At 51.1% G+C, this 26,137-nt stretch carries 35 protein-coding genes; 4 read left to right on the forward strand and 31 right to left on the reverse strand.

Annotated elements, in window-relative coordinates; all coding sequences use genetic code 11:
- Positions 1-29 precede the first annotated feature (29 nt).
- Both JG50_RS18575 and JG50_RS0102010 read right to left on the reverse strand, forming a co-directional pair.
- Complete coding sequence (locus JG50_RS18575) at positions 30-1,169, reverse strand: DNA cytosine methyltransferase (RefSeq protein WP_160173788.1); 1,140 nt, start codon at positions 1,167-1,169, stop codon at positions 30-32.
- Positions 1,170-1,392: 223 nt separating this feature from the next.
- On the reverse strand, positions 1,393-1,710 hold the full coding sequence (locus tag JG50_RS0102010) for a hypothetical protein (RefSeq protein ID WP_033099440.1): 318 nt from the start codon (positions 1,708-1,710) through the stop codon (positions 1,393-1,395).
- 175 nt (positions 1,711-1,885) lie between these two features.
- Here JG50_RS0102010 and JG50_RS0102015 point away from each other — a divergent pair, with 175 nt between their 5' ends.
- Positions 1,886-2,281, forward strand: a complete 396-nt coding sequence (locus tag JG50_RS0102015; RefSeq protein WP_052153910.1) for a hypothetical protein — start codon at positions 1,886-1,888, stop codon at positions 2,279-2,281.
- 23 nt (positions 2,282-2,304) lie between these two features.
- Here the strand turns inward: JG50_RS0102015 and JG50_RS0102020 are convergent, their stop codons facing one another.
- The 16 genes from JG50_RS0102020 to JG50_RS0102095 form a co-directional block, all read right to left on the reverse strand.
- The gene (locus JG50_RS0102020; protein ID WP_033099441.1) at positions 2,305-2,532 is read right to left on the reverse strand and encodes a hypothetical protein; all 228 of its coding nucleotides are present in this window, start codon (positions 2,530-2,532) and stop codon (positions 2,305-2,307) included.
- A gap of 4 nt (positions 2,533-2,536) precedes the next feature.
- On the reverse strand, positions 2,537-2,803 hold the full coding sequence (locus tag JG50_RS19635; RefSeq protein ID WP_152568455.1) for a hypothetical protein: 267 nt from the start codon (positions 2,801-2,803) through the stop codon (positions 2,537-2,539).
- Between the two features lie 331 nt (positions 2,804-3,134).
- A complete protein-coding gene (locus JG50_RS0102030; RefSeq protein WP_033099443.1) occupies positions 3,135-3,374 on the reverse strand; it encodes a hypothetical protein in 240 nt (79 codons plus the stop codon).
- The gene (locus JG50_RS0102035; RefSeq protein WP_033099444.1) at positions 3,371-3,964 is read right to left on the reverse strand and encodes an AAA family ATPase; all 594 of its coding nucleotides are present in this window, start codon (positions 3,962-3,964) and stop codon (positions 3,371-3,373) included. Before JG50_RS0102035 ends, JG50_RS0102030 begins: the two co-directional genes overlap by 4 nt.
- 4 nt (positions 3,965-3,968) lie before the next feature.
- A complete protein-coding gene (gene thyX / locus JG50_RS0102040) occupies positions 3,969-4,727 on the reverse strand; it encodes an FAD-dependent thymidylate synthase (RefSeq protein WP_033099445.1) in 759 nt (252 codons plus the stop codon).
- Complete coding sequence (gene dndC, locus JG50_RS0102045) at positions 4,728-5,984, reverse strand: DNA phosphorothioation system sulfurtransferase DndC (RefSeq protein ID WP_052153911.1); 1,257 nt, start codon at positions 5,982-5,984, stop codon at positions 4,728-4,730.
- Positions 5,985-6,254, reverse strand: coding sequence for a DNA methyltransferase (locus JG50_RS20955; RefSeq protein ID WP_309485162.1), 270 nt, complete (start codon positions 6,252-6,254; stop codon positions 5,985-5,987).
- A 131-nt stretch (positions 6,255-6,385) separates the two neighbouring features.
- Entirely contained in the window at positions 6,386-6,568 is a 183-nt protein-coding gene (locus JG50_RS0102055) for a hypothetical protein (protein WP_033099446.1), read from the reverse strand.
- Entirely contained in the window at positions 6,546-7,094 is a 549-nt protein-coding gene (locus JG50_RS0102060) for a dUTP diphosphatase (protein WP_033099578.1), read from the reverse strand. Before JG50_RS0102060 ends, JG50_RS0102055 begins: the two co-directional genes overlap by 23 nt.
- A gap of 107 nt (positions 7,095-7,201) precedes the next feature.
- On the reverse strand, positions 7,202-8,047 hold the full coding sequence (locus JG50_RS0102065; protein WP_052153912.1) for a 3'-5' exonuclease: 846 nt from the start codon (positions 8,045-8,047) through the stop codon (positions 7,202-7,204).
- Complete coding sequence (locus JG50_RS0102070; RefSeq protein ID WP_033099447.1) at positions 8,037-8,363, reverse strand: DNA ligase LigA-related protein; 327 nt, start codon at positions 8,361-8,363, stop codon at positions 8,037-8,039. The genes JG50_RS0102065 and JG50_RS0102070 overlap by 11 nt, the downstream gene beginning before the upstream one ends.
- A 93-nt stretch (positions 8,364-8,456) precedes the next feature.
- A complete protein-coding gene (locus tag JG50_RS0102075; RefSeq protein ID WP_235281578.1) occupies positions 8,457-9,656 on the reverse strand; it encodes a glycyl radical enzyme family protein in 1,200 nt (399 codons plus the stop codon).
- Positions 9,575-10,408, reverse strand: a complete 834-nt coding sequence (locus tag JG50_RS0102080; RefSeq protein ID WP_052153914.1) for a hypothetical protein — start codon at positions 10,406-10,408, stop codon at positions 9,575-9,577. Before JG50_RS0102080 ends, JG50_RS0102075 begins: the two co-directional genes overlap by 82 nt.
- 15 nt (positions 10,409-10,423) lie before the next feature.
- Complete coding sequence (locus JG50_RS0102085; RefSeq protein ID WP_052153915.1) at positions 10,424-12,691, reverse strand: DNA polymerase; 2,268 nt, start codon at positions 12,689-12,691, stop codon at positions 10,424-10,426.
- Between the two features lie 50 nt (positions 12,692-12,741).
- Positions 12,742-13,536: a hypothetical protein gene (locus JG50_RS0102090; RefSeq protein WP_052153916.1), complete on the reverse strand. Its 795-nt coding sequence runs from the start codon at positions 13,534-13,536 to the stop codon at positions 12,742-12,744.
- Positions 13,537-14,077: 541 nt separating this feature from the next.
- Positions 14,078-14,902 carry a hypothetical protein gene (locus JG50_RS0102095; RefSeq protein WP_033099448.1) on the reverse strand — a complete coding sequence of 275 codons (825 nt, stop codon included), beginning with the start codon at positions 14,900-14,902 and terminating at the stop codon, positions 14,078-14,080.
- Between the two features lie 333 nt (positions 14,903-15,235).
- On the opposite strand from JG50_RS0102095, the gene JG50_RS0102100 reads away from it, so the two are divergent.
- Entirely contained in the window at positions 15,236-15,433 is a 198-nt protein-coding gene (locus tag JG50_RS0102100; RefSeq protein ID WP_033099584.1) for a helix-turn-helix domain-containing protein, read from the forward strand.
- 342 nt (positions 15,434-15,775) lie between these two features.
- Here JG50_RS0102100 and JG50_RS0102105 read toward each other — a convergent pair whose 3' ends face one another.
- From JG50_RS0102105 to JG50_RS0102150, 12 genes are all read right to left on the reverse strand, one after another.
- The gene (locus JG50_RS0102105) at positions 15,776-16,774 is read right to left on the reverse strand and encodes a toprim domain-containing protein (protein WP_052153917.1); all 999 of its coding nucleotides are present in this window, start codon (positions 16,772-16,774) and stop codon (positions 15,776-15,778) included.
- Between the two features lie 246 nt (positions 16,775-17,020).
- Positions 17,021-18,271, reverse strand: coding sequence for a DnaB-like helicase C-terminal domain-containing protein (locus JG50_RS18010; RefSeq protein ID WP_235281580.1), 1,251 nt, complete (start codon positions 18,269-18,271; stop codon positions 17,021-17,023).
- Positions 18,272-18,291: 20 nt separating this feature from the next.
- A complete protein-coding gene (locus JG50_RS0102115; RefSeq protein ID WP_033099449.1) occupies positions 18,292-19,008 on the reverse strand; it encodes a hypothetical protein in 717 nt (238 codons plus the stop codon).
- A 13-nt stretch (positions 19,009-19,021) separates the two neighbouring features.
- Entirely contained in the window at positions 19,022-19,396 is a 375-nt protein-coding gene (locus JG50_RS20585; RefSeq protein WP_052153918.1) for an ATP-binding protein, read from the reverse strand.
- Entirely contained in the window at positions 19,393-19,869 is a 477-nt protein-coding gene (locus JG50_RS20590; protein ID WP_052153919.1) for a hypothetical protein, read from the reverse strand. Before JG50_RS20590 ends, JG50_RS20585 begins: the two co-directional genes overlap by 4 nt.
- The gene (locus tag JG50_RS0102125; RefSeq protein WP_052153920.1) at positions 19,869-20,120 is read right to left on the reverse strand and encodes a hypothetical protein; all 252 of its coding nucleotides are present in this window, start codon (positions 20,118-20,120) and stop codon (positions 19,869-19,871) included. Before JG50_RS0102125 ends, JG50_RS20590 begins: the two co-directional genes overlap by 1 nt.
- A 13-nt stretch (positions 20,121-20,133) precedes the next feature.
- Entirely contained in the window at positions 20,134-20,538 is a 405-nt protein-coding gene (locus JG50_RS0102130) for a hypothetical protein (RefSeq protein WP_052153921.1), read from the reverse strand.
- An 18-nt stretch (positions 20,539-20,556) separates the two neighbouring features.
- A complete protein-coding gene (locus JG50_RS0102135) occupies positions 20,557-20,817 on the reverse strand; it encodes a hypothetical protein (protein WP_033099450.1) in 261 nt (86 codons plus the stop codon).
- Positions 20,818-21,022: 205 nt separating this feature from the next.
- Positions 21,023-21,484, reverse strand: coding sequence for a hypothetical protein (locus tag JG50_RS0102140; protein ID WP_033099451.1), 462 nt, complete (start codon positions 21,482-21,484; stop codon positions 21,023-21,025).
- A gap of 115 nt (positions 21,485-21,599) precedes the next feature.
- Positions 21,600-21,758 (reverse strand): hypothetical protein, encoded by a 159-nt coding sequence (locus tag JG50_RS19915; RefSeq protein ID WP_160173789.1) that lies wholly within the window; start codon positions 21,756-21,758, stop codon positions 21,600-21,602.
- A 178-nt stretch (positions 21,759-21,936) separates the two neighbouring features.
- Complete coding sequence (locus tag JG50_RS0102145) at positions 21,937-22,905, reverse strand: tyrosine-type recombinase/integrase (protein ID WP_033099452.1); 969 nt, start codon at positions 22,903-22,905, stop codon at positions 21,937-21,939.
- 296 nt (positions 22,906-23,201) lie between these two features.
- A complete protein-coding gene (locus JG50_RS0102150; protein WP_033099453.1) occupies positions 23,202-23,468 on the reverse strand; it encodes a hypothetical protein in 267 nt (88 codons plus the stop codon).
- A gap of 394 nt (positions 23,469-23,862) precedes the next feature.
- Between JG50_RS0102150 and JG50_RS0102155 the strand changes: the two genes are divergently transcribed.
- On the forward strand, positions 23,863-24,348 hold the full coding sequence (locus JG50_RS0102155) for a divergent PAP2 family protein (protein ID WP_033099588.1): 486 nt from the start codon (positions 23,863-23,865) through the stop codon (positions 24,346-24,348).
- A 24-nt stretch (positions 24,349-24,372) separates the two neighbouring features.
- Positions 24,373-25,167: a cobalamin-binding protein gene (locus tag JG50_RS0102160; protein ID WP_033099454.1), complete on the forward strand. Its 795-nt coding sequence runs from the start codon at positions 24,373-24,375 to the stop codon at positions 25,165-25,167.
- 87 nt (positions 25,168-25,254) lie between these two features.
- Here JG50_RS0102160 and JG50_RS0102165 read toward each other — a convergent pair whose 3' ends face one another.
- A complete protein-coding gene (locus tag JG50_RS0102165; RefSeq protein ID WP_033099455.1) occupies positions 25,255-26,127 on the reverse strand; it encodes a diacylglycerol/lipid kinase family protein in 873 nt (290 codons plus the stop codon).
- Positions 26,128-26,137 lie beyond the last annotated feature (10 nt).

Consider the following 26,137-nt stretch of genomic DNA (forward strand, 5'->3'; position numbering starts at 1 on the left):
GATCGGGACGCCCTAGCGCGACCGGATATTTAGCGCTTTAACTGCTCCGCGAGTGCCTTTCCGAGATACCAAGCGACCCGACTCGCGACTCCATTCCCTACGATCCGATACGCGGCAGAGAGTGAGATCGTTTCGGGAATGACGTACCAGTCGGGAACCGATTGAATGCGGAGACACTCGCGAACGGTAAAGCGGCGCGGCGCTTGCGTTGGGTGAATCGGTTGCCCGCTGTTATGATGCGCGGGTATCGTATTCGACGCGGCATCCATCGACTGGATACGGTTCGCTTGGTCGTAGGTGTATTCGCTTTTCGGCGTCCAGTAGGATTTGTCATCGTGATTCGGATAAAAAAGGCCATAGGGGACGCCCTTATGCAAAACTGCGGGAAGCGTCGGCACCGCCTCGTTATACGTCGGCGGACGGTGCTTTTGCAAGTGACGCGGATCGCGTTCGAGATACGCGACCGCCTTTTCCGATAATTCAATACCGTGAGGCTCCGGTAAGTCTCCGATCACGTCGCGAAGGACTTGCGTTCGGTAGTCCGCGGGATCAGGCTCGGGAAATTCGAAAGTAAAGCCGAGATCTTTCCGAATCCCGACGATGAATACGCGCTCGCGTTTTTGCGCGACTCCATAGTCCCAAGCGTTGATAACTCGCCAGCTTACGACGTATCCTATCTCGTCGAATTTTTCGAGGAGCGCGTCAAACGTTTTGCGGTGGCGTTTTCCGACAAGTCCTTTTACGTTCTCGAAAATGAACGCTTTCGGTTGCTTTTTCTCGATAATGTTAAGGTACGTCCAGACGAGGCGACCGCGTTCTCCGTTTTCTCCTTCGCCTTTACCGGCGACGCTGTAGTCTTGGCAAGGCGGACCGCCCGCGATTACGTCTACGTCCGGGATGTCGTTCGGGTCGATTTTCGTTATATCTCCGAGTACGACATGATCGCCGATATTATGGCGATACGCCTCGACCGCGCGTTTATCGAAATCGTTCGCCCAGACAATAGAAAAACCGGACTCTTTCAGTCCGACCGCCATCAGTCCGCCGCCGCAGAAAAGCTCCGCGACGGTTAATCCGTTTCGCGGAAGCGTTGGGGTTACGTTAAACTCGCGATATTCCATCGGATCGCCTCCTCGTCCGGGGTGTAACTGACAATTCGCTTTAGCCATGACTGACGCCGTAACCGTGAGCGCGGGCTCATCCCACGACAAACGGCGAAGGTGACCCGCGTTACCTCCGCCGTTGTTAAACGAACCTTTCATAAATGCACGTTGATCTTCTTCGGGTAAGTCCCGCCAATTACCACCCGGCGGGATTTTATGAGCGTAGGGCTTCTCATCGTTACGAAGCCCGTAACCAATGTGATTTTTAATCACGCGATCGCCTCCTCGTTTAATAAACGAATCGATTAATCTCCATCACGCCGTACCCCTCGGCGCGGAAAACCTCGGCGATTTTCGCGCATGCCGAGAAAAACAGGCGTTCTTCTTCATCGTATAGATATTCGCTAGTGGATGACGCCTTAATAACCGCGAATTTTTCTCCGACTGAGAGATCCGCCTTTTTGATGGCGGCGCGCATGTCTGCGATTGCGTCCTTTGCGTCGATTCTATGGTCGCGAGTCATTTCGTATATTTTGGCGTAACTATTAATAAAGCGAGCGACTCCGCTCACCTTTTCGACCTCGTAAGTTCTAATCGTTTTAATCATTTCGCTCATCTCCTCTTATTTATCGTCCTCATTCCTATTACACACGTCATAAAAGCGAGTGTCACATTTAAAGCGAAAATTTTTCGCTTGTTTTGTCGTCCTTGCTCGTCTACGTTGCGCGAGTTGGTTCGATAAGGTAAGATTGAAGCGTAAGCAAAAATCGGAGGTGAAACTCATGCCGTTGATTCCGTATTCTGCGCGCGAGGGCAGGCCGTCAGGTACGCCTGCGATAACGATCGATAAGCAGGCGCGAATCCGCTTAAATAAGCCGCTCCAGCGCGAATTAGGCTGCGAAGGTCGGTCGATAAAGTTATACCTCGCGTACGATCCCGTTAATAAGCGCATCGGACTCGCTAAGCCAGACGTCGTGCGTCTCACCGATCACCGCCCCGTCACATTCGACGGGCAGCGAGCCTACGCGACCGTAACCGGGTTCCTTCGCAAGTTTCAAATACCGCACGATCGCGCGTATCGCTATGTCTACGACGGAAAAGAGGGCGACGGATGGTGGACGTTTAGGCTCGAGGGATACGACGCGCCAGACGATCCGCGAAATTTGGGCAAAAAATAAGGCGCCCACAAAGGGGCGCTTTGTTATTGCCTTCTATCCGCAGTAGGAAAGAGCGATAATTCAAGATCGATTTGCATCTCGTATAATTTGTCGAGGTCTCCGACGAATTCCATCTCTTCACCGTCTTTAGGCAAGATCGCCAGGTGAACGCCGTCCTCCGCGAGCCAGGCTTCGCAAAAAGCATCGTCGCAGAAAAACCCGAGCCGGCCCCCGCTTTTTAAATGCGCCTCCATTTCCGCGCGCTTCATCATACGATCATCTCCCCGTTTTCTTTTTGACGAAATCATCGATCGACGTCGTCCATACCTCAACGTAGCACTCATTCGGGACCTTAAACCGCGTGATCATATCCGCTTCGATGATGATTTTCGAGCCGATCGGGTCGTAAAACTCGACGTCGAGGCCGTGGCGCCGGGCATATCTCCACTCTTCGAGCGTATCCCTCCGAAAATTCCAGAGAATCGGAAATCGTACACCATCCTCGAGATACACGATCGCGATCGGCCAGCGATAACATTTCAAATTCGGGTCCATCTCGGACTTGAGCACGTCATAGGTTAGAAGGCACCTGCGACAATATAGCCGCCCATGCCACGAAAACTCAGGCGCAGGGAGTCGCTTTTTGCATTGTGAGCACTTCGGCGCCTGATTCGTCGTTAAGTCGTATATTTTGTCGTTGACGGATGCGTCATACGCAGCAAAGTCAATCGAAAAGCAGCCGTCGCCTAAATCTTCGATATACTCCTCGTCGTTGATATCGTTTTCTCCTCTTCGTTCGATTCTTATCGCTCGCTCGTCGTCCTCCGCCCACAATAATCGCGCGACGGCGCCGAGAGCGCGAAAGATCACGCGATCACCTCCCCGCTATGCTTTGATATGTCCAGATGGCGATCCATCGCTCACATGTACGATTGAATACCGCCATAATTGTCCCGTCGAACTCTCCGAATATCTTCTCGATATGATCGAGGAGACCTATTACGACCGCCTCCGCGCTCATTTCTTTAGAATCTCTTACCTCGAATATAAGCGAGTGCTCTCCGTTCGGCCGCGAAATCGCGTCTTTGATGACGAAAGTAAATGCGCCGTTCATTGCATCGCCTCCTCTCGGGACTCTCTGATTTGCAGCTCGCGCATGATATAGTCGCATTGGTTCGCGAGCCCGATCCATTTTCCGCCGTTGTCGATCTCGAAATCAGGCTCGACGGTCTGCGCGAATGTCTCCGTATGATGGCGCATAAACGACGGATCGAAATCGTCGCCGCGCTCTTTCATGCGCTCGATTCGAACGTCAAGTGGCGCGGTTACTCGGACGATGACGAATCCGCGCTCTCTCAGCGCGTCGAGCTCGTTTTGCTGGCGGATGTCAGTGACGACGAATCCCGCGGGCTCCATCCATCGCCAGCATGCGTCCATGTCGCGGAACAGTTCCTCGATCCACACGTCCTCGCCATATGCTTCGCGGTATGCCTGTCCGTAGGAGATCAGCGCAGCACGCTCCTTGCGTGCGTCGACCAACTCGCGAATCTCCTCGACCGTCCCTATGAGCCCGTGCATCATTCCAAAATACCATTTCATGCGATCCGCGAAAGCGAGACGGTAAAGGCCGTAATTTGCGCAAAGATAAGCGGCGGCGGTATCTTTTCCCGCCCCCGCTTCGCCTACCAGCCCGATTTTAATCATCCGATCAGACCTCCTCGAAAAATTGAGATACCCATGGATCAACGGCGACGACTTCTTCGCGGATCTTTTCCGCAAGCGTAGCAATTTCTATTTGAGCCCCACGCCCAGGTTTGCGCTTGCTGTAAAATTCGAGAATCGTCCGCAGGTTCGCGGTCATTACGAGATTCGTCGCGGCGGCGTTCGGGAGGACTGCGCGGGCATCCTCGGCGGGTACTCCCATCCCACGGAGCCGGTCGTATGTTTCCTGAATAATTCGCATTAAGTAGTCGTACTCTGCCTCGGCGTCCTCGATTTCTTCGCGAACGATTGGCGGCATTACGTAATCGAACCCGCCCGAGCGGTCGCCGCTGCCGAATTTGACATAGCGCTGAGACTGGACGCTAAAGCTCATGTGCCGGTGCCGGGTTAATTGTGCGAGCGCGGCGCGCGATAGTCCCTCGATCGCGAACGTATAATTTAGGTGCTCCAAGGTCGAGAGGTGGCGGGAGCGCATAATATGGCGAATCAGTCGATCCGCCTCGCTCCCGCCTTCTCCGTCGGATGCCTCGCGGCCGAAATACCGCGAGCCCTCCTTAACGATGATCTCCGTCGGCTTGTTCGCGGAATAGCACGTACGGATCGCGGTCAGCGCGACCGCTTGCGAGTCCTTATCGACGAGTGTATGCGTGACGAGATCCTCGTCAGCCTCCGCGAGTATATTAAAAAAGCCTGCCGACAATTGTGTGTGAGCGAGTAGCTTTACGTTTAATGTCGTTTCGCCCATTTATGCGCCCTCCTTTGCCCATAGCCGCTCGATCTCCTCGATTTCTTCGGGACTGATAAGCTCAATGTCTACCCCATAATATTTTCTGATCTCCTCTTGCGTCTCCATGAGTTGATGAAAAAGCTGCTTCCTCGCTTTTATAGTGAATGGACCTAATCCGAGCGTCTTCTTTTTCGGAAGTAATTCGCCCTCGACTGGAACCTCAACAATTAAATTTAGATCCTCTACCGTTTTGAGATCGATGTTGTTTTTCGTCAAGTATTCGTTTAATTCGGACTCTTGAATAACGACCGCTTTCTCCATGTCCAGTCCCTTCATATTCTCCGTAAGGTAAATCCGCCCATTTGTCCGGCACTTCTGCCGCATTCGTCGGTCTTCGCGGGCTTTCACGAGGTAATTCCGATATTCCAAGAGAGGGCGAAGCCAGTCGACGCCATTATTAATAAAGCCGCTGAGAGCTTTGTCCTCATTGACGACCGTACAAGTCCAACAACCAAAGCGGCTATTTCCGCAAGACACTTTTTTCGAATCCGCATCAATTACCAGCGGACACTCTCCGTCCGAATCCTGATACAATTGTAGGAGATTTCGGTTTTCCTCGCCCCACACGGGCTCGTCGAGAAGAAATTCCCAAACATCGTCTGTTGTCCAGTCCTTGATCGGTGCGAACGTGTAGGCATTCGGGAGCGTGGAATGCTTCATCAGGTGCGTTCCTTCGATCGTATGCGATTTTATCGACTCGGCGCGGCTTTTCGACTCATCCATCCGTACCCCGAGTACCATGACGACCTCGCCGTGTTCGGATACTTTCTCTTGAATGAAACGGTTGGCGGGCTTAATCTTCATTCTATCGGTACACCACCGAAACTTTTGTCTTGGTGTCGGATAACCTTTCCCGAGAATGGAAACCCAGAAAGTATCGTTGATTTCCGGTTTGACTTTTTGCGTCTCGACCGGAATCTCGCGTCGATTTGCTTCCGCTTGGATCTTGGCTAGCGCCTTGTCGATTTGGTTAATGATTAGCGGCGTCTCGACCAACGTATCCGATGAAATGACATAAACCTTTTTCTGACGTTGCTCCGGTTCCAGCTCACCTAATGCGTTTAACGTCAACTGAACGACCGCCGAAGAATCCTTTCCGCCACTAAATCCGACAACCCACGGTCGATTATCTGCGAGGTAGACCTCTTTAATTATCTCTTTCGCCCGCTCTATCTTTTCGTTGGTTGAAAAGATGCTTATCATCCATTCGCCCATTTATTCGTCCTCCTTATCGATCTTTTCGCTATCTTCGTCGACCCGAGCGCGCGCGATCTCGACGTATTCCGCCTCGCGCTCGATTCCGAGATAGTCGAAGCCTTCGCGCTTGGCGGCGACGATGGTCGAACCGCTACCGGCGAAGGGGTCTAATACGATACCTCCCGGCGGCGTAATTGGAGGATCGGTCACGACTGCGTCGATCGAGTTATCGGAGATTTCGCGCAGTTTTTCGAGGCAGTCGCCGTGAAGAATGACGTTTTTTCTCATTCGATCGCCTCCGTTTCGTTTTCTTTCCGACTTTGAGCCCGTAAATAAACCCGACGAGCGCCGCGAGGATCGACAACGTCGGGTTAAACGGGTATAACGGGTATATAAAGTCATATAAAAATTCGCGTAACCTATCCACGCTCGATCAACGCGAGCGCCTCTGCGTAGAACTCATCCTCGCTGATCTCTCCGCGAGCAAAACGAAGAACGAGGGCGCGCTCCTCGTCGGTTAAGCGCATGCCCTCGTGTTTGAGCGTCCCTTCGACCGCACGGAGGATAGCGGCGGCCTTCTCAGCGTGTCCCAGTCGAGCCAAAAGCGCCGCCCCCTCGTTCTGTTTCACTGAGCTTGTCGACGATCTCGAATTGAGCGCGGACGACCGGCGCGATGACTCCCTGCGCGAACCTTTCACCTTTGCGAATGATGTACGCTCCGTAAACCACTTCGCCCGATGGAGACTCAACTTCTTTTTCATCGATCGTAAAAACTGTCTTAGCAAATATCGGAAAGTATTCGTTTATGTCTTCGTCAAACTCCCATAGAGTCTCCGCGCTGTTCCAGACGAGGGCGCAGACCTCCGACCGAAAATCGCTGTCGATGGTTCCCGGAGAGTTCGCGATTCGTAACGGGGTTTTGAGCGAAATCCCCGAGCGCGGGCGAATCTGCAACTCGTAACCGAACGGGATCTCAAATGCGAGTCCGATCGGTACGACTTTCGTCTCTCCCGGCTGAATGATAACGTCCTCGACCGCGTAGATATCGAAGCCCGCGGCGCCTGGCGTTGCGTATTTCGGCAGCACCGCGTCGGGATGCGTCGGGACGATTTTTACTTTCGCGGCCATTGGCGACGGGTCGAAGTAAATCGGATAGGACGGAGGAGCGGCGGGAATTTGTTTCACCGCGTCCTCGATTTTATCGAACCGCTTCCCGTTGTAATAAACGTCATATTTCATGAGCGTTTTGCCTCCCTCATGAGTTTCTCCATAAACTCTTTGTGCGTCATGCCGTCGGGTTTAGTGAAATATTTCTTATTCGGATCGCTTAGTATATTGCCAAACTTTTCGGCAATCCATTGTTCCTCTTTCTCTTCCAGCTTCGCGCGGAATTTTTCCGCGTTGATTACCTTCGCACCAACCGGAATATAATTCAGCGGGCGCTCCTCCGAGTCGATAACGACGTTTTGATAGTCGATCCCTTTGGCGTCTAGTTTTTCGCGAAGGATTTTAAAAAGCTCGAACGTCATGAGCGCATCAGTCAGCGCGCGATGATGCCCAACGACCGGGATTTTATGACGCTTGCATGACTCCGCAAGACTCGCGGACTTGAACGGATTCTCGAGGAAGGACATCGCGCGAGTACAGATGAACTCCGGCCGTACCGAGTCATCGAAATACGGGAGCATTCCGTAAATAAACGAAAGGTCAAACGGTGCGTTATGCGCGACGATGATCGAATCGCCAGCGAACCGCATAAAGCGCTCAGTCGTTTCTGACTCGTCCATGCCATTCGCGAGATCTTCTTGCTTAATCCCTGTAAGCTCCGAGATCTCGGGCGTTAATTCGTAAAACTCGCCGAGCTTAACCAGCGTATGAAAAACGGAGAGCAAGCGCTCCCCGTCAGTTTTTAACGCGGCAATCTCGATTATTTGATCCGCGCGGTAGTCGAGCCCAGTCGTCTCGATATCTACGAATGTGTAATACTTCGACATTCTATCGTCCTCCTCAAGTAATTTTTCGTATATATTGTCCGCATCCGTCCATTCTTCGCGCGGAATGATATGCGCTTCATGTTTCATCTGCTCGTCCTCCTTTGATTTTCTCGTCGTGAAGTCGGCGCAGATAAAGCGCCTTATTAACGACCCATTCGCCGCGGATCGGGAGGTTAAAGCCAGTTACGGACTCGGAAAAGTCCGCGAACTCCTCCGCGTATACTCCGCGCTTTGCCTCCTCGGGATACTTGCGCTGTAGCTCGGCAAGCTCTCGCGCTTTCGCGTCGTATGTCGCGTCGTCCCATATCGGAGAGTCGAGCACGTAGTAAAGGCACGAATGGATAAGGATGTTTCGTCGTAGTGCTTCGATTCGTTCGAGAGGCGTCAGTTTGTATTTCGTCATCGTATAACCTCCCCTCATTCCTATTACACACGTCATAAATACGAGTGTCACGTTCTCAGAAAAAAAAATTATGCGCCCCGAAGGGCGCAGAAATCAGCGGATAGGGCACACACCCGCCTCACATCCGTCCGATCCGATGTCGAATTCCTCGCCGTTCTCATAAGCGCGAAGAATTTCCGGGATAAACGGTGGCATTTTCGCTTTCATCTCTTCGTACTGCTCGCGAGAAATCGTTTCGTATGGCGCGAGCTGATACGTTCCCCCTCCATGAGAAATGAAGGAGACAGCCGCGAAATCGTCCCATGTGTTCCAGACGATGTCTTCGGCGATTTCCCATTCATGCGGGCGGACGTGGATCGTGTTGCTCGCATTATGCTCGGTGTATTCTTGCTGGAATCGGAAATACGTTTTAAACTGCTCCTCGACCGTAATATCATCTTTTGTTCGCTTTGCACCGGAAGCGATCGGGAACTCTAAGACTAAAGTCCGTGCGTTTTTCAAACGTTCTTCTTCTGTTTCTCCTGGTGTGTCGACCTCTGGATACACGCGCCAGCCCATAGCGCGGACTGCCTTCGAGATAGGATCATGAGCGCTAATTCGTACGCGACGAATATAGTATGGAGCGTGCGAATAATGCAATCCAGACGATACGCCGCCTGCGACCTGGCTTAACGTTCCTTCCGGTTTAACCGCAGTCGTAAGAAGCGGCACAGGCACCCGCAGCTCCTTCGCGTACTCGTTCACAGTGTTCCGTGCTTGTTTGCGGAGAATTCCGAGCAGGATTTCGCCGCCTTCTCCGATCGAATCAGCTCCGCCTGTGTGGCGGTCGAGCGCGTCCTGCCAACCGGTAAGCGAGCATCCCGTCAACCTGTCGCGATGATGCGTCTTGTTCCAGTGCGGGAGCTCAAGATTCGGGAGCGTCATGCGTAATGCAGCACGGGCACTCAGTTTTTGCGCCTCGAAAAGTTCGTCATAATTGAATTTCCCGTCATCTACGAACGCCGCGACGTTGACAGTCGTTAGGTTGCATACTTGGTAACTTTCGAGGATGATTTCCGCGCATGGATTCATCCCGACACGTTCAATCATGTCGTCGAGTACTTCGCGAGATGGATTCGTATTGCCTAGCGCGGCCAGTCGGCGCCGTGCAAGCTCCTCAAGATTGACGAATCCCGGCTCTCCTTCTGCACGCATTATCTCGAACACGAGATTCAGGAATTCGCGAGAAGGTTTGCGGCCGTGACGGAAAAATAAAAAGCTCGCAAGTCTGCGAGCGGCTTCCCGTCGATCCACGTTTTTTGACCTTTTGATACACTTTTCTTCTCCTCGTCGCTGAACCAGGACGGCTTTTGTGTTGACTCGTAAAGGATTATTCCCTCGCGGATACCAAACACGAGGGATTCCGCGACAACTTGGTCTATGTGATGTCCGTCTGGCCCGGAATAATCGAGCTTTTGATTCATCGATTTAATGCCGGTCGCTTTCGTTTTGTATTCGAACAAAAGCCGACGGCCTTCATATTCGAGAATCCCGTCCGGCTTCGCAGTAATAGCGAATTTGCAAACATAACCGTCAGGTAAGCGAACAGTAAACACGGCGCGATGCTTCACTGCGTCCTCGAACGCGAACTCGCCCGACTTTGTCCGTGCAACGGTAAATTTCGCCTTATCGCCGAGCCGCTCCGGCATGTGCAAAAGGTCAAGCTGGACGTAATCGACGATCGCCGTCCCTTGTCGTCGTTGACGTCCGCGAAAGGGAATATCTTCGCGCTTCTCTGGCTTCTCCTTTTGGTTCCGATAGTAGACCTCGCGGTCGCATTTATCGGTACCTGAGGCGCCAAATGTCACGAGTCCATCATTCGGGTATGGCTGAAACGTGAGATGCTGGAGCTTTTGTTCGTAGAACTCGCGCTCGATCCGTTCGATATAGAAGTTCGATTTAGGATGCGAGTAGTACATGTCGAGTTGCTCGAGAAACTCGCGGACGATGCGATCTCCTCGATTCTCTCCGGTCGATCGTTCTCGTAAATGGTCTCGGATGCTCATAGTATCTCCTCCGTTTTATTCGTCTTTGTCGGGCGTCCATCCGGCGTTGATTCCGTCGTAAAACTTTTTAATCGCGAGCCCGAGGTCAGGCGTGACGATTTTTGCTTTTTGATCGCCTTTTACCATCGTGCGATACCACACGCGCTCATCTTGATGGAACTTTACCGAGTCGCCCCAGCGCGTGCCTGCCTCAATGTCGGTTTTGCTCGGGACAGACAGTTTAACCGCGTTTAACATAACGTCTCTAATCTCGAGAACTTCCTCGGGTGTAATCGTGAGCGGAACATAAAATAAGATCTCGTCATGTATTTGTGCGAGAATCCGCCAACCATGCTTACGTTGAATTAATTTATACAGTTCGATTAAGGCGAGCTTTGTCTGAATCGCGGCCGATCCCTGAATAATCGCGTTTGTCGCCTGGCGCTCGGCTTGTGCGACTTTCCATCGTTCGTCGCTGTAGATATCGGGAAGCCGGCGCTTGCGACCTCCGAGCATCTCGACGTATCCATGTCGGCGGCAAAATTCGACGTTTCCGTCGATCCATCGCTTTACTTTCGGGTGCTTTTTATAGAATGACTTGATAAAGTCCGCCGCCTCTTTTTCGGATACCTCTAGCTGTCCTGCGAGTGTTTTGTTCCCCGTGCCGTACATTACCGCGAGAATACCCGTTTTCATCATCTTGCGGTACTTAGACCCGTCTCCGCACGCTTCGAGCGGGAGCCCGAACGTCTCCGCCGCCGCGAGCTGATAGAGGTCCTTTCCTTCGCGATATGCCTCGATGAGCCGTTCCTCACCGCTAAAATGCGCAAGCAATCGAGGCTCCTGTTGCGAATAATCGGCGCCGAGGATCGCGTATCCTTCCGGCGCGACGAACATCGTCCGCGCGTCTTTTGGCTGGTTTTGCAAATTCGGGTCTTTTGACGAGAATCGCCCAGTTACGGTCGATGCTTGCTTAAATTGTCCGTGTATACGCCCGTCTTTTTTGACGAGCTTCGGCAGCGCCTCGACGTATGTCCCGTATAGTTTCGTCTTTTTCTTATACTCGAGTAGAGCCTCGATCGCGAGATGCTCGCCTTTTAGCTTTTTGAGTACGTTTTTGTCCGTCGAGCGCTTCTGGCGCAGGTCAAGCGGTAGCGTCCGCCCGAGTTTCAAGTCGTCGTAAATCACGCGCGCGAGCTGGTCAGGCGAATTTAAGTTAATGTCGCCGAAATGCTCGGCGAGTTGGCGCTGTAATTCCGCGATCTCCTTCGATAACTGCTCGCCGTACTCTTTCGCTTTTTCCTGATCGAGAATGAATCCCGTACGCTCCATATGGATTACGACCGGGATTAACGGATTTTCGACTTTCTCGTATATGTTTTTGAGCTTCGGGAGCTTCTCGAAGTGCTCGCGCTGGAATAGATAAAGGCGATTCGTGATGTCCGTATCCTTCGCAGCATAGGCCAACGCAACGCGGAGCGGGACGGTATCGAAGCGACAATTTTTCCCGAATAACTCGTCGAATGTGTCCGACGGCTCGCGGAGGTATTTCGTCGCGAGATCCTTCAATTTGTACGACGGCTCGTTTTCATTAAGCGTGTGCATCGCGACTTGAGTATCACAGACAATATTTTTTAGTTCGTAGCCGTGGCGAATAAACATGTGCGCGTCATATGTCGCATTATGGAGCACTTTCCCGACTTTTTCACTCTCGAGCACGTCGCGAAGCATCTCGAGGACAAACGAGCGCGGGAGCTGCGCGACCTTTTCCGCATCGTCCCCGAAGTCCATTGGCGCGACGTAATATCCGTCGGGATGCGCTTCGCCGTGCGCGACCGGAATATAAAAATGCTCGTCGCGCGACGGTAACGTAATAGAGATCCCGACGATCACGTCCTCGTAAACGTCGAGACCGGTCGTCTCGGTATCGAGCGCGACATATTCTTCGCGGAGTGCATTGTCGACGACTTGCTCGAGTTCCTCTTCGTCTAGAATCAGGCGATAGGTATCCGGTGTCTTCTCGACTAGATCGCGGATCTTCTGCTCGCGGATACTTTCTTTTATCCGGTCGTACATGCGGAGCGCTTCGGCCTTCGAGAACTTCTTAAACGCGCCCGTTTTCGTGTACATGTCGGCGGGATCGCGCTCAATCTCGCCGCGGTCCATCGCATCCTTTACCGCCTGGAGCTTTTCTCGGTCGCGGTCGGATAACTTCATCTCGAAGATACGCGCCCATGCTTCCGCCATCGTCTCGGACGGTTGCGCGGCCTTCTTCTTCTCGCGGATCTTCCGCTGTGCAGTCATTCGATCACCTCCTCGCGAAATAAGAAAAGCCGGGACAATGCCCGGCGATTTTAGAACGGCAGGTTATCAAGTCTGTCCCCGTCGTTTTCAATTGGCTTTACGGAATCGTCTTTACCCTGAGGTGCGTCCGTTTTAGCATCTGCTCCTTGATTACGGAACGCTGCCAGCGCAGACTTATCAGCGTGCCCTTCTGCCGCCTCCTCCACGATCGCAACAACGTCGTCCACGGAGCGGAAGTATGCGAGGTCGGTGTAATTCGGACGGTCGTCGATCATCGCTTTTACTTTTTCGGACATTTCCGCAGGGACCTCAAAGTCGGAGGACTCCAGCGTAAAGGTTTTGTCCGATTTTCTCAGCGTGACGACATCACCGATCAGCGAATAATTTTTATTGAATTTGCGTGCGGTCTTCTCGATCTTATCGTAAGCCTCGATGAGGTTCAGCACATGGAATTCCTTCGTATCAAACACGCGCCATGTTCCGTACTCTACGTCAAACAAACGGACGATGAAATACAATTTCCGTTTGACTCCGGCTGCGCAGGACGGGCAGGCGCTTTTTCCTGGTCTCGCGTACTTCTCAAAATTCGCGTGAATGTCGCGCGGTGAGTGTAAGCATGAATGCTTTTTGACGTATGTCTCACGCGGACTGAATGAGCTGTCCTCATGGACGTAATAAAAGTACCAATCATCCGGATCGTCGAGGATAATAAAAGTTCTACCGTCTTTTAACTCGCGGTTCTGAATGTAACGAGATACGCCCTCCGGCAAATCGCTTTCTTGTGTTTGGTTTTTTCGTTCTTCCCGCTCTTGTTCGCGTTTTTTCAGTTGGTCGCGGATACTCATCGTATCAAGCCTCCCGGTTGTATTTATCCGGGTCGTAGGCGATGCGCTACGCCCGCGGAAAGGCACCCCGCGGGATGCCCTTCGACCGGCGGTCATCGCCGCTCAATCAATAAAACATAAAGAAACATTGATAAACTCCAGGCGCTCGCCTCGCTGTAGTCGTGAGCGATAAAAAGCTCAACCAGTGTAACGATCGCCATTATACCGACGAGTAGACTGTCGAGTATCTTGTGCCATTTAAGCATGGTAACGGCACATCTCCTCTCGTTTTACTAGGCGTCACTACGCCCGCGAAACGGCACGAACGGCATGACTGCGAGCATTTCCGTGCATTCGGTGTCATAGGCGCGGCCGTGCCGTTTCGCCGACGGAGCGACCGGTATTGCCGCTCGATACGTCGGTGTACATCCTTCCGTTGTAAAAAGCGCGTGTTTTGGTTTAATTTCTAAAAAGTATTGCATGCGCGCGGTACAATCGGGTATTATGTTAAAGGTTAAAGGACATGCCCGACGTGTGCGCGCATCGTGGTTTATTTCGTTGGTTAATAGCGCGGAAAAATTTCGCCGACGCGGAAAAGATAGTCGTTAATATCGCCGAATTTCTTCGGATCGTAAAACCCGCGGAGACTTTTGTACGCACGACTCACTTTATACGGATGCACACCGTATTTGTTCGCGATTTGTCGAAGCGATTTTTCCTCTAGTTCTTCCTGTTTCGACTTATTCGGATCTTGCTTTTTCATCGGATTAAAGCGAACGCCTCCGCATTCGTACATTTCCTCGATATATACGCGAACATGTTCGGGCGCCTGGTCGTTTAGATAATCGATGAGTTCGCGCTGTTCTTCGACCATCATGCGATCGATGACTGTGGCCTCGACGTTGCTAGATGCGTCCGCGATCGACTCGAAGTGGTCATCGGTTACATATGAGAGCGAAGAGGATGCCGTCGCGATGCCGTCGCGATATTCGATTACGTCATGAACTGCGTAATCTTCATCGCCGTAAAGGGACTCGAGAGAGGAGAGCGTGACATGCTTTGCGTATGTTCCCTCCGCTCTTTTAAGGACGTTAATAATGCGGCAGGAAGCGGCCTTATTAAGATATGACGTGAAGCATCCGTCTCCGTCTTTCTTAAAGTTTGCGAATGCGTTCCAAATTGCGCAGGTAATCGCACTGTTGAACTCCTCTGTGGGAATGCCTGAACTAATCTCGAGACAGCGAGCGCTTATTTCGATCTTTTTCCGCAAGAGATGAACCGCCTCCGCAAGCGCGTAATCGTCACCATTGGCGTATTGCTCATAAATCTCGTTTAGTTTTTTACCTTCTTCGGAATTTTTCATCACAGTAAACAAACATTTTTTCATAATAAAATCGCTCCTTTAGGGCGCAATTAGCCCGTGGTTAATGTTCGTTAACCTTCTGTTTTCGATTTGTTTTTCGCCCTTCATTCCTATTACACACGCCATAATAGCGAGTGTCACACATTCAGCGAAAATTTTTTCGAGAAAATTTTTCGTGTGTAGATGCGTTTGGTTCGTGTGTTTGGTTCGTATGTATATAATACTCCCAGGGTTAAGAAATGTTAACCTTCCTTTTTCCTGTTTTCGACCAAAAACGGCGAAGGTTAGCGTTTATTAACCTTTATCTCGTTTTTTCTTTAATTCTCGCGTTCTTATCTCGGAGGTGGAATATTGGAAATGATCTCATACGACCCCCTTTTCGCTACTCTGGAGGAAAAGAATAAAAAGCTGATCGAGTTGATAAATGAAGGCGTTGTCTCGAAGCCGACCGCTGCCAAATTTCGAAAAGGCGAATCGGTTCAGCTCTCGACGATCGATTCAATCTGCAAATACTTAGGGGTGCCTATCGAGAAGGTCGTGAGGATCGACCCGTGAGGCTAAAAGAGAGGTTGACGAAATAGAGGCGGTCTGATACAATACGAGTAAGTATTGCAAAAAACCGCATACTTCGCCTATCCTCGCATGCCATGCGATAGGCGGGGACGCTCGCGAATAGTTGCCGCTATCCGCAAGCGTAAAAACTATAACGACGCACTTTGAAAAGGACTGGTTGCCGCCAGTCTTTTTCTTTTGGGTTCGCGGGTTTCTCGTGTTGCCGCACGAGTATCCCATTTTATTTCATTAAATTAAATATAGTAAATTAGGCGTTAGCTTGTCAATGAAAAATAGTAAATATTAGCCATAATTAAGTAGAAAAGCATTTCATCGCTGAATATATTAATTAGACAAGAGGTTCGTGGTTCCTGCTTGCTCTACGCACTTTTTCAGGAGATCCGCGGGCATGTCGTTCAGGTCTTTATAGGAATTGTTTGGGAATTTAAGGATATTAAGCTGAATCGAGCCGCCTAGGCTGGCGAGGATCTGACGCTTTAGCTTCTCGCCTGCCTGGTCGTTATCCGTCGCGATGGTGAGTCGGCGGAGAGGGCTCCGAAGAATCAAGTCGCGCTTTTTATCGGAGAAGCTCGAGCCGCCGACCGCGATCGCGGGTATCCCGTTCGTCATGCAGTAAAGTGCGTCGATCTCCGCTTCACAAATAACTGCATGCTCGATATTTTTGCGATGAATGACGTCGATCCCGTAGAGGAGATCGCGAACCGGCCAGCCTCCGTCATCCGCTGAGAGGTAGCGAAAAAATTTCGAAGATACGCTCCGGCGCTTAATCTGGACGAGTTCGCCGCGCTGATTAAACCACGGAATAACGACCGCCTTTTGCTCGCGATCGTATCCGATTCTCATCGCGCGCTGAACCTGTTCGCTGATTCCACGCCGTTCTAGGTACGGATGACGAAAGGCGTATTTTTTAAGAATCGAGAAATCGATCGGCTTTCTCCGAATCGCTCGACTAAATTCTCGAGAATTCTCGAAAATCTGAGCGACTGCCCGATGCGCTTCGATCAAATTCCCGCCGACGAGACCAGGCGCATATTTCGCGAGAAGATATTCTCGCGTCTCGTCTTCGGTTTCTTGGCGGAGGTAAGCGAGTAGAGTGACGAAGGAGCCGCGGACGTATTCGCGCCCGCCGCTATCGCCCCATTGGCCAGCATACGCATTATGAATCGGCGAATCTTCGAGCCAGACGTAAAAGGACGGCGTCGAATCCTCGCGGAAAGGACTCCTCGCTTGGAGCTTCCTCTCGGACCATTTTGCGCCGTCCCATTCAAACGCTTCGAGCTCAGCGCGTACATCTACCGAAACGTAATGACCGCCGATTCTCATAGCCTATCCTCCTTATAAAATTTATTCGGGAATTTCCCGGATTTTTTGTCCACTTTCTCGAAATTTCCTCCATAACGAGAACTTACGTTCTCCTTTAGGGAGGGAATACTATTCTACCACTTATCTCCCACAAGTGACAATACTTTTTTAAAAAATATTGGTGAATTGCTCGCGAACGGCTTCCCCGCTCGGGACTTCACGAATCACGCCGCAATCAAGTAACGCGATGAGATCGACGATGATGCCCTAGCCCCCGTTTCTTCCTTTCTCGGTTCCGATCCGCGCGTTCCCGTTCACATTGTCAAACGAGAACAGGTTCGACACGATCTCAAGCGCAGCCTTCGTCGTTTTGACTTGGTCGCGAGTCGGGAGCTTGAGCTCGCGATTTCCTTCGCGGATCTTTTCCTTATCGAGCTTCGAGTTCTCGATCGTGGCCTGAATCGTGAAGATACCGACGACGTCGTGCTCCCCGATGATTTGCTCGAAACGACGGGCGGCGTATTCAGCGGCGCCGCCTGCGGTCTTGTTCGCGTTTCGTCCTTGGTAAACGTCCGATATATTATTGAACGGGTCCATAACGACGACATCGATCGAGGGATTTGCGGAGAGTTCCCGATCGAGATCGGCGAGCGACCGCGTGAGGTGATCGTCGCTTTTCGCCTGGAGGATAATCTCGCCGGGATAATAATCGCTGAGCATCTCGAGCATGTCGTAATAGGCGGACTCTTCCGCGGCTTCGAGCTTTCCGTTTAGAATACCGCGGATCTTAATGCCGACTTTTTGGTTTACGCGATCATCGTAGAATAGCTCGTCGCGAGCAGTAGCGATGGAGATTAACCGCGAGAAAAACGTATACCATTTGAGCTCGAAAGACTTAATGAGAACCGTCGCACCTTGCCGCAGCAGCTCATCGACAAATGCGATACAGAGGTACGATTTCCCGCGGCCGGATTCGGCGATAATCCCGTAAACGTCGCCGGAGTGTAGGCCGCCGATCCCTTCCGTCAGCGTAGGAAAAGGCGTATTCCAGATTTTAAACGACTTGCCATCTTTGCGGCGCTCGTACTCTTCGCGCCCCATCCGTCCGAGATCCGCGAGAGTATACCCGATTTTCTTCTGCGTCGTGGCCTCGCGCTCAATTGCTTCGAGCTGTTCGCGAATCGCCTTTATGAGATCCGTTCCGCGATGTTTCTCTGCGAGGCGAGGATATTCGCGTAAAAATTGAATAAGATCCCGCTCCGCCCATTCGCTTTTAATCTCTTCGGCGAGAGAATCGAAGGATGCAGGCACATTCGGAAAGTACTCATCGGCAAATTCACCGAATTCCGCACCTAATTCTTCCGGGCTCGGCGCTTTGCCCGCGTTCCGATGGCCGTATTCTTCGATATATTTGACGAGGTTCCGCTCGAGCTCTGTCGCGAAGTGATAAGGGCGAAGGGCGAAACGCTTGAATACCCCCGCGTCGCCCAAGTCTGAAACCTTCGAAATTAACCGCATGCCTGCCGTGCTCATTCGCATTATTCGATTTCATAAGCGCGGGACGGTACGCGCTGAATAAAGCGAGTCAATCGTTCGATTTTTCGTCTGTATTTTTCGCCGCCGAATTCGGCATAAAGAGCGAGATAATCGTCGATCTCCGCTTTTGCGCGTTCGATCATCTCGCGGTTCTTCTTCAACGCGGCGAGCTTCCGCTTTTCCTCTTCGCGATGCTTTGGTCCGCCTTGCTTCGGAGTGCTCGCAATCGTTCCGCCACGTCTCGCGATGAACTCCTCGGGCGTCGGCGTGTGAAACTCCGGGACGTCCTTCTTTAGTCCGCGCCGTACGAGCTCGAGATCCTCTTCGTACATCTCCAATGTATTCCACGGGTCGGGAGTATGGCCGACAGGTGCGACGAGATACGAGACCTCGAACGCGATGTCGTCCTCGATTGACTCCTCGATCATAATCAGGCGACTAATAATGCGGAAGTTCTGCTCGCCGTACCCGCGAGCCTTTACGATGTCCCCGAGGTCGAATTTGCACTCGATCAAAGCGTCGGGCTCAACGTCGATGTCGTCGAAAAGTCCATCGACCACGGGCTCGAGCGCATATTCAGGGATCGGAAAATTACCGCGGGTCGATACAATATAATGCGGCTCCTGATTAAAAACGAGGAGCTCGACGATCCGCGTCAGCTCCTTCGTTCCGTCCTCGTTTCGTAGCAAAACGCGTTCCCCAGGTCGAAATCTATGCATGATACCGCCTCCCTTACCATTTTAAGCCGCGATGAGACTCGCCCGCGAATTCGAGAATGAGACAGAGATCGCGAACGCGGTCGAAAACACGGTCGTCATAGATGCGCTTTAAGGTCTCGACGGGTACGTTCGACGTATAAACCGTCGGCAGCCTATTCGCGACGCGATGGTCGACGAGGTCCAGTACGTCCATATTGAACGCGGGGGACGCCTCCCGTACTCCGATATCGTCGATAATGAGAAAAGGCGCCTTTTTCGCGATATTATGGGTCTCGTAATATTCGATCGCAGCAGGTTCTCCGATATGTTCCGGGACATTGCGCCGATTGAACTCGTGAAATTTCGCATGCCAGCGGTTCATCGAAAGAAAGAACGCAGGACGGCTCATCGGCTGGAGCCCGCGAGCCTTCGCGCCGAGATAGTGGCGAATAATGAACTCGTTAGCCAGCGCGGCAGCCGTCGTCGTTTTCCCGGTTGCTCGCTGTATAGGTAAAGACTGCGGATGGCCTCCGCTCCCTCTTCGAATTGACGCGGGAATAAAGAGACATATCGATTAAGAATATGACCGATAGGTATCGTCGAGTTATTTTCATCCGGCGCCACGATTTTATTTTTATCGTCGTCTTTTCTTATTCGGACGTGAGCGTCCTTTGCCGGCGACGTGTTAAGCGTGAGCATGCGGTAGTCGCGCGGGATATTTGCGTTACCGACGATTGATCCCACGCCGTCGACCCCGTGCAGATTAACGAAAAAGGGACACCGCGACGTACAAGACGCCGGGTCTCCCGCGAATTTACAAACGCCAGCGAGCAGGCAGTTTTTCTCGTTTGTCATACGTTCGCCTCCCTTTTGTTCGCGCATCACCATGTCCACCATCCAGACGTCTTTTTGAGATCGACGATTTCGATCTCTTCGAAATCGCGCGCGCTTCGGATCGCTTGATTCGCCCGGCTGCGGTTCAGGCGATTCCACATTTTGCGGGCGATTTTATCCTCCTTATCGTAGCAATAACGCGGATTTTGACGGCGATAATCCATAAGTTTCTCCCGCCGAGGGTCGCGCGGACTGCTCGGGCGGCCAGCGTAACGAATTTCATGCGGCTTCAATTCCAAAGCGATCGCCTCCTTATAGTAAGTCGAGGATATTTTCGATATCGACAATCTCGATCTCCGCTGGTTCCTCGCGTTTCTTCGCGTTTACTTGCTCGGAGAGGATACGCGGAATCAATCGCGCCTTATAGAATCGAACCATCGTCGGGAAATTGATCCCCGGATAACGCGGCGATGGCCGATAAAGTTCGAATGACTGGTCGATGAACTCGCGAAGGACTTCCGCGCCGTACTCATCGAGCATGTTTTTTATCATCCCGAGGTCGAGGCGGATATTCCGCGTAACGTACGGGATGCCGAATTTTTCGGGGTGTTTGTCTCGGAGATACGCGTTAAATGTGTGCGCGTTCCAATCCTCGGGAAACTTGCGATTTTTCCAATCATATGCCGGCGGTTTCTTCGGTTTCTTTGCGCGAGTCATGCGATCACCTCCGAATAATTAAAGCCCGAGGCTCAATTGTCGCGAAGAGCCGTCGGACTTCTTCGTATTGTTTTTCGCTTTTGATGAGCGCGAAGATGCCTTCGGTTTGCTTCCATAGAGGAGCCGCATCGCTTCTCTATACGGGATGAGCTCGCGGTCGAGCAACACGCCGCGGCTCCCGTGTTTGAAGCAGGCGGCCTCTGCGGTTCCTTCATGTCCTACAAATTTATACGAGCATTTCGGGCACTGATAAAGCCATGCTTTCCTCTCATCATTCATTTCTTTATCTCTCCTCTCGCGAGACAAATAATATAAGATCAAAATAAACTAATCAAAATGTGCGACGCGAGCAAAACGCTTTTTGTTTTGCGAGCGTAAAGTATTTATTCTTTTTAAAGACATTCTTTTTAATATAATTCTTTTTCATCTTCCCACGGGTAGAGATTATCTTCCCACGGGTAGATTTAATTTACCCACGGGTAAGTTATACGTCCCTATCCGCGATTTCATTGAGTTTTTCTTTCCCGAGCACCGATTTTGCACGAGGATCGCTGCGATAGACTCTCGCGAGTCCTTCGATAATATGCGGCTCGATCTCGCGGAAAGCGTAGCGGTCGAGCGGGTCGTTTACGATGTAGATGATTTTGTCGCGGCCTCTTCCGCTCGGTTTCGTTTCGATGCGGATTAATCCGACGACTTGTAAAACCTCGTCAATAACCTTAAGCGTGCTGTAAGATACGCGAAACTTTTCCGCCATTCCTCGACGGCCGCGCCAGGCTTTGCCGAGATCACGGTGCCCCGCCTCATTGTTCCGCGACCTCAACAGATATAAATAAATGAGCGTCGCGGTATCGCCGATATACGGATGATATAAGTCGAAAATCTCGTGATACATCATCGAAAAGCCCGAGCGGGTATGTCCCGCCCGGATATACGAGTCGCTCATCTAATCGCCTCCTTTTTGTTCGTTTCATTCCTATTACACACGTGGCATTATGAGGTGTCACACATTTCGCGAAAAAAATTTCGCAAAAGAAAAAGCGCCTTTTTCAGCGCTGAGTTTACGATACGCTAACCGCGATAATTTCGACGTTACCGCGGAGCGCTTTTACCTTATTTTCCGCTGCCCTAGCGTTCGGGGCGTCGACGGTGATCGCGCGGGCTTCGTCCGTCCGGCGGTCGCGATAGAGGACGCAGTAAGTTTGGATGCGCGTTGCCATTTTCGCATAACCCCCTCGCATTGTTTTTCGTATATTTATTATACGCGCGAAGGTTAGCGTTTGTTAACGTTAAGATTCGTTAACTCAGCAAGAATATCGCGTTTTATTCGCGAATATCTTCGCGGATCTCTTCGTTTCTTAATATTCCGATAATTTAAGCAAAAAGAAAAGCCGAGCGTTAAAACAGGCGCTCGACCGGGGAGAATTTGCGGTGAGACTTTGAGACGTCCGTCGCGAACATTTCGACGTATCTCTTCGTCATCTCTAGCGAGGTGTGTCCGAGGATCTTTTGTAGCGTGAAAACGTCGCATCCGTTTAATACGGAGAGCTTCGCGAAGGTATGCCGCGCGGTATGAGGCGAGCATCGGACGTTTGTAATCCGCGCGAGCCGTCCGTACTCTTTCATTCGCTCTTGGAAAACGCGGATCGAGATCGCGGTATTATCAACGGTTACGAAAAGATAATCGGTCTTCAGTGATCCGCGAACATTCATATATTTGCGAAGCTGTTTACTCATCACGGACTGAAACGGCACGAGGCGCTCGTTAGTTCCTTTCGGGTCTCGTATGCGGATCATTCCCTCGTCGAATTTTACGTCGTCTACGCGGATATTAACGAGTTCTTTAACCCGGACGCCCGTCTCAAATAAAAGCATGAGCATCGTATAATCGCGCAGTCCAGTAAACGTGAGCTGATTCGGCTGAGCTAGGAGCGCCTTTATCTGTTGCGGCGTGAACGTTTGTATAACCGACCGCTTTTGACGGACAAGTGCGACATCCTCCATCGGGTTAATAACGATCAGGCGTTCCCGTTCGAGAAAGTTAAAGAATGCGCGCGCGGCACGAAGTCTGGCGTTTATGCTCGTCTCTTTGCGTCCCTCGTCCATCATATATAAAATAACGTTTTCCTTTATTATACGCGACGTTATTTTCTGCGGATTGGTGTCCTCTCCTTGTTTTTCGAGGATTTGCCGGAGTGTGTTTAGTTCGTTTCGATAAAAGCGGATCGTATGCTCGGACAAATTTCTAATACGGCAGTCGCGGATAAATGCGTCAAGGGCTGCGTTAAAGTCACCTATCAATTCAGCTTCGACCACGGCAGGCGCGGCAACCTCGTCAGGCGTCAGCGCGTTGCGTCTGCGTTTCATTCTCTCGTCCTCCTCGTCCGCGCACTAATTTAATACGTGCGCGTCTCCGCCCTTTGGCCTCGTTTTCGACTCCGCGCTCTATTTTTCCGAGCAAATTAAAAGCGGGAGCCCATTTCGAGTAATGGATTCCCGCATAAATCAAGCGATTTTGTCGTTTCGCTGAATTTTTCGCCTATTCATTCGATTTTGAGTCGTGCGCGTCTGCCAATTCCGCCACTTCGGCAAATTATAACGACAAGAGACAATATATCATAACTATGTGCATTTGACAACCCCTCGGCCAATTTTTTCCGGGATCAGCCTTCCTGATTCTTTCCATCCTTTTTCATGCCGGTCCGTTGCGCCTGAAAAAACGCTTTTTCCAACTTTTTGCGGGCAAGGGTAAGTTCGTACAGGATTGCATCCTGAGTAACAAAATCATTTATCGGGCACTGATGCCCGCAATTCGGACAAATCAATTCCATCAGAATCGGGTCCTTTTCCGTCAATCGAAACCGCTTTTTGCATTCCGGGCATTCCAAATCATAGAAGAACGGTAATGGGTCCGGCAAATGATCCCACATATCTTCCTATCACCATTTTAAAAGTTAATAAAATTCTACCATCCGAACCTGATTTTTCACAAGACTTTTGAGTTATTTTATTTTTAATTAAAATTAACTTGCGGCTGTATTCCCACTGTTGAATTCCGTACTCCCAAAAACCCATTCTGATCCGTTTTAATACGGCTGTTGCAAATTCAGCCGAAAAGCAAATCCGCTTCCTTGCATTAAAGCATATATAAAAACTTTAATCTCCGTATCGGTCACTTTCGCGTTTTTGTCTTTTAAAACAAGATTACAATAGGATATAATTAAATAGTTTAACGTTATCACACAGGAGAAAATAATAAAGATAAAAGGCAGTCCCCTGCCTGGATCAAGCAAACGACTTGAATGAAAGGGTGTCCATCCATTGATGCTGGATAAAATTCTGGCAAATTTTCCTCTCTGGACTTCATTAATTGCTATTTCTCTCGCCCAGTTGATTAAGATTCCCTGGAATTTTTTTATTACGCGCAAATGGAATTGGGGCTGGCTGATCAATTCCGGCGGAATGCCGAGCGCCCATACTTCTGCCGTCACTTCACTGGCAACTTCGATCGGCCTGAGCCAGGGATTTAATTCACCCGATTTTGCCATCGCCACCATCGTCGGGATTATTGTGATGTATGATGCGACCGGGGTCCGCCGTCAGGCAGGCATGCACGCCCAAGTGTTAAACCAGTTAGTCGATGATTTTTCCGCCCTGTTAACGGAATTGCGCCATCTCAACAAAAACAAACCTTCGCCCGAAGCGCGCATCCGTTTAAAGGAAATCCTGGGACATCAACCGATTGAAGTATTTATCGGGGCTTGGTTTGGCATTTTGTTCGCCCTGCTGATGTATTGGATCTGGTATTAGCACAGAGACGGAGGGATCATCAAATTGCGAATCGTCTCCATTTGCCCGAGCAACACGGAGTTGCTGTACTTCCTCGGCGTGACGGATGAGCTGGCAGCTGTGGACAATTATTCAGACTGGCCGCCCCACTGGCAGGATTTGCCCAGAGTCGGCCCCGATCTGGATATTGATATTGAAAAAGTAAAATTATTTCAACCAGATTTGGTCATCGCTTCTCTGAGTGTTCCAGGCATGGAAAAAAATATTGAACGGCTGAAACAGGAGCGGATTCCCCACATCATTTTAAATCCAAAAACGCTCGCGGGGATTGCCGGTGATTTGAAAACTCTTGGCGAAGCGATCGGAAGAAAAAAAGCCGGAGAAAGAGCTGCTGAACGATTTTTACAGGAGATCGAAGCGATTAAGCAAAAGATTCCGCATCAGGAGAAACCGATTCGCCTTTATTGGGAGTGGTGGCCCAAACCCGTATTCACCCCCGGGGCGAAAAACTGGTTGACAGAAATCAGCCAGCTGGTCGGAGCTGTCAATGTATACGGCGAGGTTCCCCAGGACAGCGTGCAGACCGATTGGGACGATGTGCTGAAAAAAGATCCTGATTTGGCGCTGGTCGTTTGGACAGGCATTCCCATCCGGCGCGTCAAAAAAAACCTCATCTGTTCCCGGCCCGGCTGGCAAGGACACCCTTTGGCAAACGAAAAAAATATATACATCTTGGAAGAAGGCTGGTATTGCCGCCCTTCCCCACGCATTTTAACCGGAATCAAACACCTCGCCCATATTCTCTACCCGGAACATTTCCCCCCGCAAACCGGAGAATAACCGCAAAGATGAAAATTTCAGCAAACCCGAGAGCGGGGCACCCCTGAACCATCTTCACAAAGGAAGAAAAGGGGCACCCCGCAGCCTTTACAGGATTGACAGTGACTTTGGTGCAACGCGAACCGTCACCGGAGCCCCGCCATGCACCTCACCGTCCACATGGGCGATAAAGGGGGCATCCGTTTCAATGGTGATCTCCCGCCCGCTGTGAAAAACAACAGAAGGATGATGAATGTGTTTGCCGCGATAGGCGGAAGGGAAAACCCGCAAAAACTGCCCGGGGGTCAGGTTCCGCACACAGCAAAGATCCAAAAGCCCGTCGTTCATCTGCGCATGAGGACAAATGCGAATCCCGCCTGCGTAGTTGGGAATATTGGCGACCGCCACCAGCCATACCCCGTCGTATTCATACCGCCGTCCGTCTACGGTGATCACCGCCGGTTGCGGTTTAAACGATTTTAATGTTTTGATCGCCTCAATCCCGTAGGTAAGCCGCCCCAGCCATCTTTTGCGCTGCGACATATTGACCGCTTCTGCCACCTTCGCGTCAAATCCGATCCCCATAAAGCCGATCATATGGCGCTCTTTCAACATCCCGGTATCGACCTGGTAAACCTGATGGCGCAAAATCCGCTCCAATGCCCATTCCGGGTCGAGGGGAATGCGATGAGCCAAGGCAAAATCATTGCCAGTTCCGGCAGGAATGTACCCGATCGGCAAATCACTGCCAATCACGCCGTTCCCCACTTCGTTAACGGTTCCATCCCCGCCGACAGCAATAATTGCCTTGAACATTTTTCCCTCTCGCGCGTCCCTGGCAATCTCTTCTGCATGGCCAGGCCCTTCTGTACACACAGCTTCATGCGGGACTCTCATCTCTTGGAGCCGCTTTTGCACATAAGCCCAAACTTCCCTGCCGCGCCCCTTGCCCGATACTTCATTGACAACAAACAGGTACATCGCACATTCC

It is taken from the genome of Thermoactinomyces daqus (assembly GCF_000763315.1).
Classification (GTDB): domain Bacteria; phylum Bacillota; class Bacilli; order Thermoactinomycetales; family Thermoactinomycetaceae; genus Thermoactinomyces_A; species Thermoactinomyces_A daqus.

Excerpts from the sequence above, each read along its gene's own strand:
- dndC (WP_052153911.1), bottom strand. The coding sequence starts at position 5,984 with ATGGGCGAATGGATGATAAGCATCTTTTCAACCAACGAAAAGATAGAG.
- thyX (WP_033099445.1), bottom strand. The coding sequence starts at position 4,727 with ATGGGCGAAACGACATTAAACGTAAAGCTACTCGCTCACACACAATTG.
- JG50_RS0102150 (WP_033099453.1), bottom strand. The coding sequence starts at position 23,468 with ATGTGGGATCATTTGCCGGACCCATTACCGTTCTTCTATGATTTGGAA.
- JG50_RS0102165 (WP_033099455.1), bottom strand. The coding sequence starts at position 26,127 with ATGTACCTGTTTGTTGTCAATGAAGTATCGGGCAAGGGGCGCGGCAGG.
- JG50_RS0102085 (WP_052153915.1), bottom strand. The coding sequence starts at position 12,691 with ATGACTGCACAGCGGAAGATCCGCGAGAAGAAGAAGGCCGCGCAACCG.
- JG50_RS0102135 (WP_033099450.1), bottom strand. The coding sequence starts at position 20,817 with ATGAATGATGAGAGGAAAGCATGGCTTTATCAGTGCCCGAAATGCTCG.
- JG50_RS0102010 (WP_033099440.1), bottom strand. The coding sequence starts at position 1,710 with ATGATTAAAACGATTAGAACTTACGAGGTCGAAAAGGTGAGCGGAGTC.
- JG50_RS0102095 (WP_033099448.1), bottom strand. The coding sequence starts at position 14,902 with ATGAAAAAATGTTTGTTTACTGTGATGAAAAATTCCGAAGAAGGTAAA.
- JG50_RS18575 (WP_160173788.1), bottom strand. The coding sequence starts at position 1,169 with ATGGCTAAAGCGAATTGTCAGTTACACCCCGGACGAGGAGGCGATCCG.
- JG50_RS0102100 (WP_033099584.1), top strand. The coding sequence starts at position 15,236 with ATGATCTCATACGACCCCCTTTTCGCTACTCTGGAGGAAAAGAATAAA.
- JG50_RS0102145 (WP_033099452.1), bottom strand. The coding sequence starts at position 22,905 with ATGAAACGCAGACGCAACGCGCTGACGCCTGACGAGGTTGCCGCGCCT.
- JG50_RS20955 (WP_309485162.1), bottom strand. The coding sequence starts at position 6,254 with ATGAGAAAAAACGTCATTCTTCACGGCGACTGCCTCGAAAAACTGCGC.
- JG50_RS0102015 (WP_052153910.1), top strand. The coding sequence starts at position 1,886 with ATGCCGTTGATTCCGTATTCTGCGCGCGAGGGCAGGCCGTCAGGTACG.
- JG50_RS0102115 (WP_033099449.1), bottom strand. The coding sequence starts at position 19,008 with ATGCATAGATTTCGACCTGGGGAACGCGTTTTGCTACGAAACGAGGAC.
- JG50_RS0102140 (WP_033099451.1), bottom strand. The coding sequence starts at position 21,484 with ATGAGCGACTCGTATATCCGGGCGGGACATACCCGCTCGGGCTTTTCG.
- JG50_RS0102065 (WP_052153912.1), bottom strand. The coding sequence starts at position 8,047 with ATGAAACATGAAGCGCATATCATTCCGCGCGAAGAATGGACGGATGCG.
- JG50_RS0102090 (WP_052153916.1), bottom strand. The coding sequence starts at position 13,536 with ATGAGTATCCGCGACCAACTGAAAAAACGCGAACAAGAGCGGGAAGAA.
- JG50_RS0102035 (WP_033099444.1), bottom strand. The coding sequence starts at position 3,964 with ATGATTAAAATCGGGCTGGTAGGCGAAGCGGGGGCGGGAAAAGATACC.
- JG50_RS0102130 (WP_052153921.1), bottom strand. The coding sequence starts at position 20,538 with ATGACTCGCGCAAAGAAACCGAAGAAACCGCCGGCATATGATTGGAAA.
- JG50_RS0102020 (WP_033099441.1), bottom strand. The coding sequence starts at position 2,532 with ATGATGAAGCGCGCGGAAATGGAGGCGCATTTAAAAAGCGGGGGCCGG.
- JG50_RS20590 (WP_052153919.1), bottom strand. The coding sequence starts at position 19,869 with ATGCGCGAACAAAAGGGAGGCGAACGTATGACAAACGAGAAAAACTGC.
- JG50_RS0102070 (WP_033099447.1), bottom strand. The coding sequence starts at position 8,363 with ATGACGAAATACAAACTGACGCCTCTCGAACGAATCGAAGCACTACGA.
- JG50_RS0102080 (WP_052153914.1), bottom strand. The coding sequence starts at position 10,408 with ATGAGCATCCGAGACCATTTACGAGAACGATCGACCGGAGAGAATCGA.
- JG50_RS0102060 (WP_033099578.1), bottom strand. The coding sequence starts at position 7,094 with ATGGCCGCGAAAGTAAAAATCGTCCCGACGCATCCCGACGCGGTGCTG.
- JG50_RS0102030 (WP_033099443.1), bottom strand. The coding sequence starts at position 3,374 with ATGAACGGCGCATTTACTTTCGTCATCAAAGACGCGATTTCGCGGCCG.
- JG50_RS0102155 (WP_033099588.1), top strand. The coding sequence starts at position 23,863 with ATGCTGGATAAAATTCTGGCAAATTTTCCTCTCTGGACTTCATTAATT.
- JG50_RS0102105 (WP_052153917.1), bottom strand. The coding sequence starts at position 16,774 with ATGAGAATCGGCGGTCATTACGTTTCGGTAGATGTACGCGCTGAGCTC.
- JG50_RS20585 (WP_052153918.1), bottom strand. The coding sequence starts at position 19,396 with ATGAGCCGTCCTGCGTTCTTTCTTTCGATGAACCGCTGGCATGCGAAA.
- JG50_RS19915 (WP_160173789.1), bottom strand. The coding sequence starts at position 21,758 with ATGGCAACGCGCATCCAAACTTACTGCGTCCTCTATCGCGACCGCCGG.
- JG50_RS18010 (WP_235281580.1), bottom strand. The coding sequence starts at position 18,271 with ATGCGGTTAATTTCGAAGGTTTCAGACTTGGGCGACGCGGGGGTATTC.